Here is a 12,934-nt window from a genome sequence, read left to right on the forward strand (position 1 = left end):
GTTCAGAAAGTGCGGCGAGTGAGATTACGCGGCGTCGTTGTATTGCAGGCGGAACTGGTTGAGCAGCGCAAACACCCGCAACCCGTTGATGTAATCAGGCGGGAACAACACGTTGACCCGGCTGGGGTCGTTACTGTCCCGTTCAACGATCAAATGCTCAGCGAACAATTCGGTGTTCTCCACGTGACCTTCCAACTCCAACTGCATGTACTGCGCGATCAGTTCTCCGCGAATCGTGCTCGGTGTGACGATGGGCTGACCCGCACCGAAACGGGTACCATCGTTTGCCAGCTTGTGGCGGCCGTACTTGCTGGTAATGACGCTCTGCATCCGGCGGATGATGAACGCCGACTGGTGCATGGTCTCGCTGTCCAGGTAGGAGTTATCTGCCTGGCCGTAAGCGTTTTTCTGGTACGTGGTGATCGAGCGCTGGATGCGCACATAACCACCTTCGTAATATGCCGTGGCAATACCGTAGCTGAGCAACGACTGTCGTTCCGTGAGCGTGAAACGCTCACTGGCCGGGGCAGGATACAGGCCCGGTAGGCTACCGCTTTGCGTCGGGCGGCTGGCATCAGCAGAGATGAACACCGCCGTACGCGCTGCCAACGTCGCAGCCTGCACCCAAAACGGCTGGGGCACACCGGCCTCCATTGCCTGGATCGTCACATGCTGATCATTGCGCGCCTGCCCAGCCGCAACCAGAGTGCCGAGGGTGCCGCGCTTGGCGGCGTACACGTGGCCGAACAGTTGCTTGGCCCAACTCCAGCGGCCAACACTGTCATCCATCGCCCCCTTCCAGGCGTCCAAGGTGTTGGTGTCGGTCCACGGAACGCACAGAAACTCGAAAGGCTCATCGCCCAAAGCGGCCAGCGCGTCAACCTGGTCAGGCACACCGGCCCCCTGGGTCATTTTGGTCAGAACAACCGTGAGGCCCGCCGGAGTGACTTCGCCATTGGTTCTGCCCAGGCGGTTGAGTTGCAGGTTGATATCGTTGCCGCTCTCACCCTTCCACTTGCAGGTAAGGGTAACGACGCCTGCCGCTGCAACAGCGGTGACCGGTAGATCTTCCGTGGCATTGATCTTCACCGCCAGCGCCGAGGCGGCGATGGTTGGTGTTGCTGCGGCGGTGACTGTCGCCTGTACACGCACACCGCCGATGTACAAATTCAGCAGTCCGGATTCCGTTGCAGCACCGGTGACCGTAACGGTAGCAGTGGCCACAACACCTTCGTCATTTTGCAAGGGCAGGCACCACACCTCACCGACCGGGTCCACTTTGCGCCAGGCTTCGTACATTGCGGCGAGCATCGAGCCGGACCCGCCGATGCTCTTCGCCAGGCCCAGACTTGGTACCAACACCAGACCGCCGATATTGTCACCGACAGCATCACTGTTGACCTGAGCGACGATCAGCCGGCGCATTGCCGACGACGCAGTGTTGGCCGCCGAGTTGTCCATTTCTGCGTAAAACAGTGGTACCCGAAGGTCGGCCGGTATATTGCTGAATCCAATAGCCATTATTTAGGCTCCTCAGGGTTCACCGCCTTGGCGGCCTTGGTGGGGGTTTGAACGGTGATGTCGCCGTCTGCCAAGCGGCGGCGCCAATACGCGTTATCGGGAACCTCACGACCCGCGCCAGGCAACAGGTCGCCAGCCTCCGGGTCAGGCACGGCACGGCCAGCGGCCGGCACCACAGTGATGCGCTTGGTCATGGTGTTACGTCTCCTGAGAATTTCACTTCGATGCGCCCATCCGGGCCAGGTCGTTGCAGGTTGGGGTCAGCAGGATCAATGCAGTCCATGTCGAAGTTGACGCCGGTAAATCCGGGCAACCCATCCAGTTCCAGTTCGTGCCAGGTCTCCGCAGGATCATTGGACGCGTTCCGCCCGATCTGGAAGCGGGCCGAGAAAGTGAAGCGGTAGACCACTCGACTACGGTTGATGGAAAGCAACTCTCCGCCCTCGTATTCGATCGGCGTGTATTCCGGCGCGGGCTTCCAGGCAATCAAGGCTCGCCAGATCTCCGCCCGGAATAGATGGGTGAGGTCCGCCGCTTCCTGGCCGCGCTCATCACGGGTATCCACCACCAACACCACGTCGAAAAAATCGGTGATTGCCTGACGCAGACCATTCTGAACATCGTTTTCAGCGGCCTTGTCGGATACCGCGATCACGTAAGCTGAGGGATGGCTCAGCTTTGCGCTGGCGGCAACCGCCTCAAAATCAATGCCACCCGCTACGCGGCCCGAAAAACTTGGGCAGTACTGGCGCAGGTGAGCTACGATTGGGGAGATCTTCATGGGCGAATTCCAGGTAATAAAAAACCCCGCCGTGGCGAGGTTGTTTATAGAGTCAATATCTGAGGATGATCAGCCGAGTGCGTCTGCGAAGGCTTGCGACAAAATCGCCCGCACAGCTGAGGAAGAGTCCTGCAGGGCGTCACTCATGTAGTTTGCCCGAGGCTCGATGCGCCAGCCATTGCTCTTGCGTTCAGCGACCAGACCAGCGCGAGCGCCCTTGCGGCGTCGGTTGCTCTTGCCGCTACCGGCACCCGGCGCCAGCTTCTTGATACGGCCACCCAACCGCACGCCGTAGTGTAGGTAGGCCGGATAGTATTCCTCCATAGCCCCCGTTTTGTAGGGCGCAATCTTCACCAGGAACCCCGAGCGGGACACCTTGAAGTTGATCGAATCCAGCAAGGCCCCGGTTCGATTCACCGGGTAGCTTTCCTGGCCACGGGACAACGCCACGTTGAGCTGTGCTCGCTGCCTCACCAACTTGCCGGCTTTGCGCATTGCTGCGCGGATCTTCTTCTTGTCGAAGGCTTCGCGTTCGAACTTTTCGAAGCCTTCGATGTGAATGTATCCATCAACACCAACTGAGTTAGCCATATATCCCCCCACCAGGCTGAGCCGCGCCCAATTCCTCGACTTCCAGCAGCGTATAGCGCCGAGTGCCATTCATATCAGCCACACGCTTTACCCGATAGATCGAGCCACCGTGAACAACCTCATGCGCATCACACATGCCTTTCAAGTAATACAGGATGACACGGTGGGTGATCTTCACCTCTGTCTGAACGCCATTGGCGTAGACAGCGGTGCCGACCGGCTCTATCTTCGCCCACCGCTGTTTCTGATCGGTGAACAGCGAATCGAGCCCCAGGTCAGGCGCCGGTGTGTCTGACCGCAATCGCAGGGTGATACGCCGGTCCAATTCGCCGGCACTCGGTTCGCGCATTGCCATGGTCAGAACCTCGGCGGTACGGTGATCTCAGCCACCAGGTGATCAAGAAACGCTGACGGCAACTCAGAGAGTGTCTGTCCCACCAGGAACATTTCCGGGTGTCTGTAGATCGTCGCCGCCGCCATCAATAGCCAGTTGCGTACGCCGGGGTGGAGTCTTATATCCAGCCCCGCCTTGTACCGGATACGGAGCCGACCAGCCGGCCGAGTTCCTGGGAAGTGCATGAAACTTTCCCGCTGATCCTGGCGCAGTTCGAAGGGGCCAACTTGCTCGACCCAGCCACCGTCGACCTGCTGGGAGAACACCGAAACGATTTCGCTTGCCTGGCCAACATCAAGGGCATGCCCGCTCTGCCTGTCTGCGGGCCACTCTTCTTCGTAAACAGCACCGCGAATTGCCGCGCCCGTTTTCGACTCGCATTGAGTGGTGACGCCAGGGATGATGATTTGCTCGATCAGCTCCGGGGCCATGTCCTCCGGCTCAACACGGCACTGAAATGCCACCTGGTCGAGCGTCAGGACCGGCTCACCGAAGTACTCAATTCGACGGGCCATGACTTATGGTTTCTCGTCAGGTTCTTCCGGATCCACGGGGTCCACCGGATCAGTGGGCTCTACTGGATCCACCGGTTCTACCGGATCGATGGGATCTACTGGATCCACCGGATCTACAGACTCAGCGGGTTTCCCACCTTTCTTACCGCTCGGTTTCTTCGCACCGGCACCAGCAGACGCCTTTTCAACAACGCCAGGAGCCACATAGGCCGTTGCTCGCCCTGACTTGATCAGCGAAGCGGCAGCATCGCTATCGAAGCCAGCGATTTCCCCAATGGCATAACCACGCCATTCCTTTTTGAAGGTCACAATCTTCGTATCGGTCATGATGCTACCTGCATGAGAAGTTGGTCCCACCAGCTGGCAGGACCAGGGGATTACATACCAGCGCCCCAAGTGATGCCGGTACCCACAGAAATCGACTCGACGTGACGCGGGCCGAAGTCGTGCTTGCTGATCACGCGGATCAGGGTCTGATCACGCTGGAACGCGCTCACGGTGTTACCAGCGCCATCCTTGTAGGACGCCTCAGTGCTGATCGCAATCGCCAGCGTGGTGTCTTCACCGATGTAGCAGTCGGCAAAGTTCACAAAGTAGATCTCGGACTCGTTACCGCCGGCGCCCAGGTTGACCGGCACTTGAGTGGTCAGTGCCACTGGATAGCCCTTCAACATACCGCTGTCGATTTCTGGGTAGGCCTTGTTGCCATTACCGTCGCGCAGCGATTGCAGCCAACGGATGGTGCGTGGCGCCATGATCCAGCCACAGCCGGCGAGGTCAACATTGGCCCCTTCCAGGCGCAGCATCATGCCGCCCAGGTAGAGGTCGACAATGGCAAGCGTTGCACCAGCAGGCGCACCCATCACGTTGCCAGGCAGGGCCCAGTAGCGCAGACCCTTCGGCAGCGAGCCGGTGCCAGCACCACGGATGAAGTGAAGATCTTCCGACAGCCCCATGCTGACCGCCAGATCGCTGCTGACCTGGGAGTCGATGCGCGGGTTAACGCCCGCATACGCCAACAGGTCATTGGAGATCGGCACGATCGCAGCCGCCTTCTTGGCGGACAGCTTGAGGTCACCGAACTGCATATCGGTGATTGCAATGTCTTCCTCGGTGCCCAGGTAGGTCACCTGAGTGTTGCCCAGCACGCGGGGCATGGTCAGATTGCCATTGTTCAGCGGCAGGCTGATGGCGCCCATCTTGCGCACCACGGACTTAGGTCGCAGCGATTCGATAACACTGGTGCTGAAATTCTCGGGCACCAGTACACCACCGGAGCCCGGAGTCACAGTGGATAGCGCCATATGCACATCGACGCCGTAACCGCCCGTCTTGGCCATTTCAGCAGCGACGTGCTGATTGCCGCCGGCCTGGACCATCAGACGCACCATTTGCGCCATGGCAACACCCGGCTTGGTTGGTTCGCTATGAGTGCTGATGTGCGTCGGGGAGCCTTTGTTGCCCTGCGCGCTCTCCTCGACGGGCACCGCAGCAGCTGCCGCGATACGCTCGGCGCTTTCAGCGCGAGTAATTTTCGCGGTCATTTCGTTGATCTGGGTTTCCAGCTGCGCAAACTGCGCCAGCTGCTCGACGTTCAGATTCCCGCCGCCCGACTCGATCTGGGCCAGTGCCTGGACCTGCTCAACCAGTTTGGCGCGTTCGCTACGCATTTGAAGTACAAGGGACATGGTGCCTCCTGGGCATTAAAAAACCCGCACTAGGCGGGCTTCGATGAGTGCCGCGAACGCGGTCAGCTCAGTGTTTGAAGATTCAGTGCAGCGGCGCGTACCGCGATGCGGCCGCCCGGCCGGTTCGCCCGACTCACAGCGACAGAATGGGAAAGATCATCAACGGCCTGCTGCGGGCTCTGCATTCGGTCTGCCAACCCAGCAGTAATGCCGGCCTGGCCGCGATAGAGCCCAGCCTCGGTTGCCATGACCTGTTGTACGGACAGCCCCCGGTATTCGGCAACGGCGTTAACGAAGAGCTGATAGCTCTCCTGCACCACGTCGTTGAGGTACTTGAGCGACTGGTCGCTCAAAGGTTCATGAGGGCTGAGATCGTTTTTGTGGGCGCCCGCAAACACAGTGGTCACCTTGACGCCCATGCCCTCCTCCATCTTGGAGCGGTCCATGTGGCTGGCAATGACGCCGATGGACCCGACACCACTGGTCTGACTCACAACCAGCTCAGTACAGGCCGAGCCAAGCAGATAGCCACCGCTGTAGGCCATGAAGTTGACGATGCCGGTAATCGGTTTCTGCTGGGCCATAGCGCGGATATCGGCCGCCAGTTCGAAAGCCCCCACCGCAGAACCGCCTGGGCTGTCGATGTCGAGCACGATCCGCTCGACCATTGGGTCAGCAACCGCATTGCGAATTTGCCCACGCAGCTGTTCATAGCTGGTCATCGTTTCGCACATGCCGATGTGGCTGCCGCGACTGACCAACACCCCGCTGACCGGAATCACCTCGATACCGCTGCGGGCGATGGCAGTACGGCGCTCTTCTTCGCGCTGTGCTATGCGGTCCATTCCATCATCCGACCACAGGCCGGGGGTGCCCTGCCCACCAATGTTGACGATGTTCAAGCTCATCACCTGGTTGGCCCAGCGAACCCCCAGGTCCAACATATCAGGCATCACCAACAGCGGCTGATTGAACAGCAGGCTGGAGGCTCTCAGGTAGTTTTTCATTGCGCCAGAATCCTCTCAATTTGAGCGTGCTGCATTTCGAGCTGGGCGCGCACGGCAGGGTTAGTCAAGTCAGCACCGCCCTTGCCCGCGTCAACCATATTCAGCGGCTGCATGTAGATGTCACCGCCGGTCACCGGCGGCATGTTCTCCAGACGCCGGATGTCATTGGCGCTGAGCCAGCCCCACTGCCGTCCAATGGCATAGGCTTCGTACCGGCTCTTCTGGTCGCCACGCAGCAACCCGGAGAGGTTGAACTCGATGAAGTAGTTGCGCCGGTCGGCGGGCAACAGAAAATCGCGCATCATCGACTGTTCGTGACGCTTGACCCACGGCAACAACGCAAACACCACGAACTGAATCATCAGTTGCTCAAGGGTGTTGTAGTTGGACTTCTCCAGGTCGTTGACCATGGGCAACGGGATCTTGTAGATCCGGGCGATGTCGGTACCGGTGGTTTTGAGAATCCCCAGCACCTCGGCATCGACGTTGTTCATGGACACGGGCTTGAAGGTCATTCCCTCTTGCAACAAGGCCACCTTCTTGGCGTTGTCCATGCCGCCGAACTTCTGGCCCCACTGGTCCACGATTTTGTCGATGCTGCCCTGATCCTTGATCGCGGGAGATTCACGTGGCCGCTCGATTACGCCGGAGACCGTCACGCCGTTGGCGAAGCTCTTGCCGGTGTACTGCCGGACCGCCTGGGCCAGGCCCAGCGAATCGGCATGCACCTCAATCGGTGACAACCCGACGTAGTGATTCGTGCTGAACCACCGCACGTGGTGAACCATGCGCATCGGCAGCGCTTCTCCGCCCGCGATCCGGTAGTACGGCAGCATGTCGCCGCCCTTGAGCACCTGCACCTTGTCATTGCACAGCGGCCAAAGCGCCACGACGTTGCCGTCTTCACGACGGTCGATGAAGCTGTAACCGTTGCCGCGCAGACCGGCGGCACCCTGCATGCACTCCATGAACTCGTACGGAGTCTGGAAGCCGTTCGGCTGGTACCGAAGCACGTCGTACGCCGGATGGTTGATCGCTGGCTCCCGCTGGCCTTTGTCCATGCGCTTGTACATCTCACAGGGCAACTGCCCCATGGTTTCGGCCAGTAGCGTGACGCAGTTTTGCAGGATTGGCAGACCCAGCGCCGATTCCGGCGTGACCTTTACGCCAGAGCTGTTGCGGCCACTGCCAATCAGGCCGCGCCAGACGCCGCTCCCCGTTTCCGTGAGGTTGCCGCGCCCTTCGCCGAGCACGCTTGAAAAGAACATGCTCAGCCTCCTTTGGGTTTCATTGCAGCCGCTGCTCGATCCGCCAGCCAGGACCAGGCAATAAGCCCGACACCCGCCACGACACACGCGGCGGGCACGTGGACCATCGCCACACCGCCAACCAGCAGACAGAAGCCCAGCAGGCCGGACAGCCAGGACAGAATGACCAATTTCATATACCGACCCCTTCGTCGTAGATGGATGTGCCACCGGCGCCGGCGGCTTTACCGCTGATACCGGTGGCCATGATGGCGGCGACAATGCCGTCGATTCGGCCCGTCGCCTTGGCCTTGTCGGCTTTGCGGTTGTTGGCTGGGTCAGAAACGATTACCGCGTTGCCGGCGTTCCAGGTCATTACGGGGTTACCGTCATGTCGTAGGGTTTCGACTGTTTCGCTTTCGACCAACTCCCACTCGCTGGGATCAAGGTCAATCACGTCGTCGCCCTCAGTCTCAGGAGCGAGGCCAAGCAGACGCCGCTCAAACTCGTCAACGGCGGGGCCCATGTCCTTGAAGCCTTGGCCGAAGCCCACCATCTCGGGCAGCGTGATGTCGTATTCCGACATCAGTTGCAGGAGGTCTTCGATCCGCCAACGGTCGTAGGCGATGCGCTCCACGCCGAAGTAAGCGGTGATCGTGACCAGACGCCGCAGCACATGGAGCTTGCTGATGGCTCGCCCTGGTGTTGTTTCCAGGTGCCCCGCCTTGACCCACATTGCGTAGGGCACCTTGTCGCGATCCTCTCGGCCTTGTAGGTCGTCGTCCGGGATCCAGAAGTACGGCAGCACCCGCCAGTGCGGATCGTGCGGCGCCGGCCAGAAAAGCAGAACGAACGCCGTCAGGTCGGTGGTACTTGCCAGGTCCAGGCCTCCGACACAGCGCCGGTTGCGCAACATCCGCATCGGCACACGCTCTTCCGCCTGCTTCCAAACTGCCCACGAAATCCAAGGGGCATCGGCCTGGGTCCACTCGCAGAAGTTCAAGCGCCGCACGACTGACTCTTGAGCGGGCAGCCCCCGAGCAGCCTTCACTTGCTCTCGCAAGTACTTGCGGCCCGGGATGCCGTCGGCCTGCCCTTCTGCGATGTGATCGAGCGAGGGGTTGACCTTCGCCCAGCAGCTTTCGTCCTTGAAAGGATCGTCGCCCTCGTCGAGCGAACAGATGAAGGCAAAGAAGCTGTCGTCATCTTCTATGCCAGCGCAGATACGCACGCCCAGGTCGTGATACTGACCGCACACCGTCTTCTTGTCGGAGCCGCTGTTGGTGATCATCACCACCATGGCCTTGCGGCGGTTCTTGGTACCGGCGCGCATCATGTTCACGGTGGCGGCGGTTTTGTGTTCGTGCACCTCATCAAGCAGGCCGATGTGAGGCCGTGGGCCTGACTTGCCTTCGTCGGCACTGATCGGCCGGAAGAAGGAATTGGTGTTGGGGTAGAACAGGTTCCACACCTTTTCGTCACGGCCCGACTGCACCAGGCGCGATCGGAGTTTGGTGGACATGTCGACCATCGACACGGCGTCACGAAACAGGATCATTGCCTGGTCACGCTTGGTCGCAGCGGCATAGATCTCCGCGCGTTGCTCGCCATCCGACACCAATCCGTACAGGCCAATACCAGCCACCAACGGGCTTTTTCCCGAGCCTTTACCGGTTTCGATGTAGCCCAAGCGGAAGCGGCGGAACCCGTCCACCGTCATCCAGCCGAACAGGCTGCCGATGACAAAGGCTTGCCACGGGGCCAGCAGGAACGGCATGCCTTCGTAATCGCCGCCGTTGAGGCAAAGCACCTCTTCGAAAAAACCTATGGCTCGGTTGGCCTTGCCCAGATCCCAGATCAAGCCACGCGCTGGCCCGTGTTTGAGGTCTTGCAGGTGCCGTTTGCAGGCGTTGCGGACATCGGGACCGGCGACGATATCGCCGGCCAACACCGCCAGCGCGAACGCGCTGACGCGATCATCAGTTGAAGTACTTGTCTGCGGCGTCTCGTTGCTCATTGGGGAATAGCTCACCTTGCGGCGCCGGCGACGTTTTCAGATTGCGCCGGGACATAGGCGACAGGCCGAACTGGGCACCGGCAGCGTTGGCACGCTTTTCGGCGTCGTTCGCGAGCTGGCGAAGGACGTGCATTTGCTGCGCGCCGGTTTTGAAGGTCTGGATGTCGCCGCCCAGGTCATCATCAGAAGCGTCATTGCGCTTCGTGATCAGCCGCTGGTACCGGCGCCAATCGGCGGTCGCCTGGCAATAGGTCGCCAGCGCCATCGAGTCCAATTTAGAAACGATGCCCAGCGAAATCAGCGCCGGTACCAGCTGCTCCCATTCGGCGATCGCATCAGCTGAAAGCACGTCCGGCATCGGCGGCGCGCCAACCGGTACCGGCGGCGCCGCGACCTGCGCCAGAAGGTCGCTAACATTTTCGCGGCCACGATTTCCTTGCAGTAATTTCAGCGCCGCCGGCGTTCCAGGGCGACCCGAGTTTCCGTTTCCGGCCATAAATACCCCTATCTTGTTGATACCCCCCCTCCCTCATTTATCCCGACGTTGCACACGACGGGGGGCGAGCGGTCTAGAAGAAAGTCCAAACGAAAGTTTTTCACCCCCCTCCCCTCGGGGTGCGCTTTTTTGGTGCGTTTTTGACCCGTGGTCACCGATTCCAGTGATGCCCAGGGTCCACCGGACGGCCGTCAGTGCCGCAGCCAGGGACCGTACCGGTCCGCTCCATCCGTTGCTTGGTCGAGTCGTGGCAGAACTTACAGAGGCTCGTCCAGTTCGCTGGACTCCAGAACAGCTTCCAGGCAGCCTTGAGGCGCGCTGGATCACCGCTGTCCTTGGCGTCCTTGAGCTTCGGCGCGACCTTGTGGTCGACAACGCTGGCCGCGACGGGGCGTTGGTCAGTCGAGCACATCGTGCAATAGGGATTCTCACGCAGGTGCCCGTCGCGGGACTTCTGCCACTTGTACCCGTAACCACGTTCGGTGCTGCTGCCGCGCCGGTCATCAGACACCTTGCTCATCAGCCCACTCTCCACACTCGGGCCAGGTTGCCCGAACTCTGGCATACCGACCCAACGAACACCGTTAGCAGCAGCACCAACGGCCACGAGTTACGCGGCATGATCAACTGACCCTTGCCGATGTAGACGATGACTGCGCCGGACGCGACCATCACCAACCAGGCAAGGCAGCTCATGTCACGGCGGAACCGGGCACCACGGCGCCGGAAGGTGAACAACCGGACGAACAACGCCACGCATAACCAGAACGTGGCCTGGGTCAGTACTTGCTGAAGCACATGACTATCCATCCTGCCTCCCATGCGGTTCGGCATCGATACCGCGTCGCTTGATGATGGCGAGTGCAACCGTCACGACCAGCACCGACGCGCCGAACGCAGCTGGGCCGGAGTGCTTGAACGGTCGAATACCCCATAGCTCCAACTCGCTGAGCGCCGGGGCGAACAGATATCCCATGACGAAGGACACCAGCAGGAATACCAACCTCTTCCACACCGGCAACTCTTCGGTGGTGGTAAAGAAAACAAGTGAACCGGCAAGAGCACCGATCACAGCCAGTGCATCAATCCCGGTGAACAGCCCTGTTACAGCAGCACCGGCTCCGCCGGCCACGACAACAATTGCAGCCGTGCTCGCTGGCTCGCCCATGCTGATAACTCCATTGCAGAAACCCGTCGGGCAGAAAAAGAAAACCCCGCCGAAGCGGGGTTGAAGGAACAATTTAAGATCGCGCCGGAAATTTAAAGCCCTTAGTCAGCGATAAATCGCAGCGATGATCTCCAAAGCTTTTTGATTGATCAGATCCTCGGTTAACAAACCGAGATCAACTGAACCATCGCTCCCGGCCATGCCACTTTTTCCAGGACTCATCGTGCTTCGGAAAAAGTTAACTTTACGTCTCGACTTTTCTAGCACTAACGTCAAGTGTGGGTACTCGTTTCCACGTGCGATTGCCGCACCACGATCAGTCCAGAACCGTATACCGATACTCGCATCACTGACTTTTCCGCCAACGTGCTCCCCATCTTGAATTTCGACGATCCTACTTTCCTGACCCCTATCACTCAATTTGTTAGCCAAGCTCTCTAAGGTCGGTCGGATTAACGCTTCCTTCAATGCCAGAAACTCCTGAAGAGTCGTATCCGCCCTAACTTCTGCCTCCTGCTGCGCTTGCGCGGCGGCATCCAGGCGCTCAGCACGCGCAGTGAAAATCTTATCAAGCTCGCTATTCAAATCGTCAGTCATTCCCAACTCCTCAATCCGTTGTGTTGAGCCTTTGTATGATCGGCGCACAAGTAATCGGGGGTTTTCAAGGGGTTGTCAAGGCAGGATCTTTCTTGCCAGCAGCATGACGCGGCGGAAGCACACCAAGCCATTAATAAAAACCCCGCCGAAGCGGGGTTAAGTGACCGGTCTAGGGAAACCGGGTAAAGCTGCACAGCACGTGCGAGGTCAGCGCCGAGGCGCAAATTCCATATCGTGGGGACTTTTTACCCCCTGAGTACGGAACCGAAAAGGGGGCAAATTCGGTTAACTGGCTCGACGCAACTTTGACGCAGCTTTGAGGAGACTTTGAGGTAAAGCGCCCTGACCAGCGGTAAGCCACTTACGCGCCCCAGACCGATCCGCCAGCACCTGCAGCAGTCGAAGATGAAGGCTATGCACCCAGTCGTAGTAGGTTTGCTTTGCGCGGGACTGTGAGCCGACCAGGTGCAACTGCATCAACCACGTTGGCGCCGAGTCATCGGTATAACGCAGCACCGCCAGACGCTCCAACATCTGCCCGCGCTCATCCTGGCGAGCGACCTCAGCCAGAGCCGCCGCGACTTCTTGCGCAACAGCATCAATACCCGCGCCGCCATCGAGAAGGCTACGCGGTCCAGGCGTACCACGGGGCGCGCATCCACCCCATTCCATGATCGTGGCCATCGGGCTGCCCAAACCACCGGCAGAGCCACACCGCCGTGTTTGCTCGCCCCAATGCTTCAACAGAGTTTCCATTTCTTCGATCATCGCCCCGCTCCCCCGCTCAAAAACCAACCCAACACAAAAAACGCCATACCCAACACAAACCCAACACAGCTAAAACCCTTTAAATTCAATAGCCTTAAATCAAATGTGTCGGGTGTGTTGGGTGTGTTGGGTTTAACAGTCCTC

18 protein-coding genes are annotated in these 12,934 nt (G+C 59.6%); all 18 read right to left on the reverse strand.

The genetic code is table 11. The features are described 5' to 3' along the window. Positions 1-24: 24 nt before the first annotated feature. Positions 25-1,521, reverse strand: a complete 1,497-nt coding sequence (locus tag BMX59_RS09055; RefSeq protein ID WP_093121081.1) for a phage tail sheath subtilisin-like domain-containing protein — start codon at positions 1,519-1,521, stop codon at positions 25-27. Beyond that, complete coding sequence (locus tag BMX59_RS09060) at positions 1,521-1,715, reverse strand: DUF2635 domain-containing protein (RefSeq protein ID WP_093121082.1); 195 nt, start codon at positions 1,713-1,715, stop codon at positions 1,521-1,523. The genes BMX59_RS09055 and BMX59_RS09060 overlap by 1 nt, the downstream gene beginning before the upstream one ends. Beyond that, complete coding sequence (locus tag BMX59_RS09065) at positions 1,712-2,302, reverse strand: phage tail terminator protein (protein WP_093121083.1); 591 nt, start codon at positions 2,300-2,302, stop codon at positions 1,712-1,714. The genes BMX59_RS09060 and BMX59_RS09065 overlap by 4 nt, the downstream gene beginning before the upstream one ends. Before the next feature lie 69 nt (positions 2,303-2,371). Continuing rightward, positions 2,372-2,893 (reverse strand): HK97 gp10 family phage protein, encoded by a 522-nt coding sequence (locus BMX59_RS09070; protein WP_093121084.1) that lies wholly within the window; start codon positions 2,891-2,893, stop codon positions 2,372-2,374. Then, positions 2,886-3,248, reverse strand: a complete 363-nt coding sequence (locus tag BMX59_RS09075) for a phage head closure protein (protein ID WP_093121085.1) — start codon at positions 3,246-3,248, stop codon at positions 2,886-2,888. Before BMX59_RS09075 ends, BMX59_RS09070 begins: the two co-directional genes overlap by 8 nt. 2 nt (positions 3,249-3,250) lie before the next feature. Beyond that, entirely contained in the window at positions 3,251-3,802 is a 552-nt protein-coding gene (locus tag BMX59_RS09080) for a hypothetical protein (RefSeq protein ID WP_093121086.1), read from the reverse strand. Positions 3,803-3,805: 3 nt separating this feature from the next. After that, the gene (locus BMX59_RS30085) at positions 3,806-4,129 is read right to left on the reverse strand and encodes a hypothetical protein (protein WP_139212859.1); all 324 of its coding nucleotides are present in this window, start codon (positions 4,127-4,129) and stop codon (positions 3,806-3,808) included. Positions 4,130-4,179: 50 nt separating this feature from the next. Beyond that, the gene (locus BMX59_RS09090) at positions 4,180-5,490 is read right to left on the reverse strand and encodes a phage major capsid protein (protein WP_093121088.1); all 1,311 of its coding nucleotides are present in this window, start codon (positions 5,488-5,490) and stop codon (positions 4,180-4,182) included. Positions 5,491-5,552: 62 nt separating this feature from the next. Further along, entirely contained in the window at positions 5,553-6,497 is a 945-nt protein-coding gene (locus BMX59_RS09095; RefSeq protein WP_093121089.1) for a S49 family peptidase, read from the reverse strand. Beyond that, positions 6,494-7,765, reverse strand: a complete 1,272-nt coding sequence (locus tag BMX59_RS09100; RefSeq protein WP_093121090.1) for a phage portal protein — start codon at positions 7,763-7,765, stop codon at positions 6,494-6,496. The genes BMX59_RS09095 and BMX59_RS09100 overlap by 4 nt, the downstream gene beginning before the upstream one ends. A 2-nt stretch (positions 7,766-7,767) precedes the next feature. Beyond that, positions 7,768-7,941, reverse strand: coding sequence for a hypothetical protein (locus BMX59_RS30445; protein ID WP_175486668.1), 174 nt, complete (start codon positions 7,939-7,941; stop codon positions 7,768-7,770). Further along, a complete protein-coding gene (locus BMX59_RS09105) occupies positions 7,938-9,761 on the reverse strand; it encodes a terminase large subunit (protein ID WP_093121091.1) in 1,824 nt (607 codons plus the stop codon). Before BMX59_RS09105 ends, BMX59_RS30445 begins: the two co-directional genes overlap by 4 nt. Beyond that, a complete protein-coding gene (locus tag BMX59_RS09110; RefSeq protein WP_093121092.1) occupies positions 9,724-10,257 on the reverse strand; it encodes a phage terminase small subunit P27 family in 534 nt (177 codons plus the stop codon). The genes BMX59_RS09105 and BMX59_RS09110 overlap by 38 nt, the downstream gene beginning before the upstream one ends. Before the next feature lie 151 nt (positions 10,258-10,408). After that, positions 10,409-10,777 carry an HNH endonuclease gene (locus tag BMX59_RS09115; RefSeq protein ID WP_093121093.1) on the reverse strand — a complete coding sequence of 123 codons (369 nt, stop codon included), beginning with the start codon at positions 10,775-10,777 and terminating at the stop codon, positions 10,409-10,411. After that, positions 10,777-11,067 carry a phage holin family protein gene (locus tag BMX59_RS09120; RefSeq protein WP_093121094.1) on the reverse strand — a complete coding sequence of 97 codons (291 nt, stop codon included), beginning with the start codon at positions 11,065-11,067 and terminating at the stop codon, positions 10,777-10,779. Before BMX59_RS09120 ends, BMX59_RS09115 begins: the two co-directional genes overlap by 1 nt. Continuing rightward, positions 11,060-11,425 carry a putative holin gene (locus tag BMX59_RS09125; RefSeq protein ID WP_093121095.1) on the reverse strand — a complete coding sequence of 122 codons (366 nt, stop codon included), beginning with the start codon at positions 11,423-11,425 and terminating at the stop codon, positions 11,060-11,062. The genes BMX59_RS09120 and BMX59_RS09125 overlap by 8 nt, the downstream gene beginning before the upstream one ends. A gap of 105 nt (positions 11,426-11,530) precedes the next feature. After that, a complete protein-coding gene (locus BMX59_RS09130) occupies positions 11,531-12,022 on the reverse strand; it encodes a hypothetical protein (protein WP_093121096.1) in 492 nt (163 codons plus the stop codon). Between the two features lie 285 nt (positions 12,023-12,307). Then, on the reverse strand, positions 12,308-12,790 hold the full coding sequence (locus BMX59_RS09135; protein WP_093121097.1) for a hypothetical protein: 483 nt from the start codon (positions 12,788-12,790) through the stop codon (positions 12,308-12,310). Positions 12,791-12,934 lie beyond the last annotated feature (144 nt).

The organism is Pseudomonas sp. NFR09, assembly GCF_900111535.1.
In the GTDB taxonomy this organism is placed as follows: domain Bacteria; phylum Pseudomonadota; class Gammaproteobacteria; order Pseudomonadales; family Pseudomonadaceae; genus Aquipseudomonas; species Aquipseudomonas extremorientalis.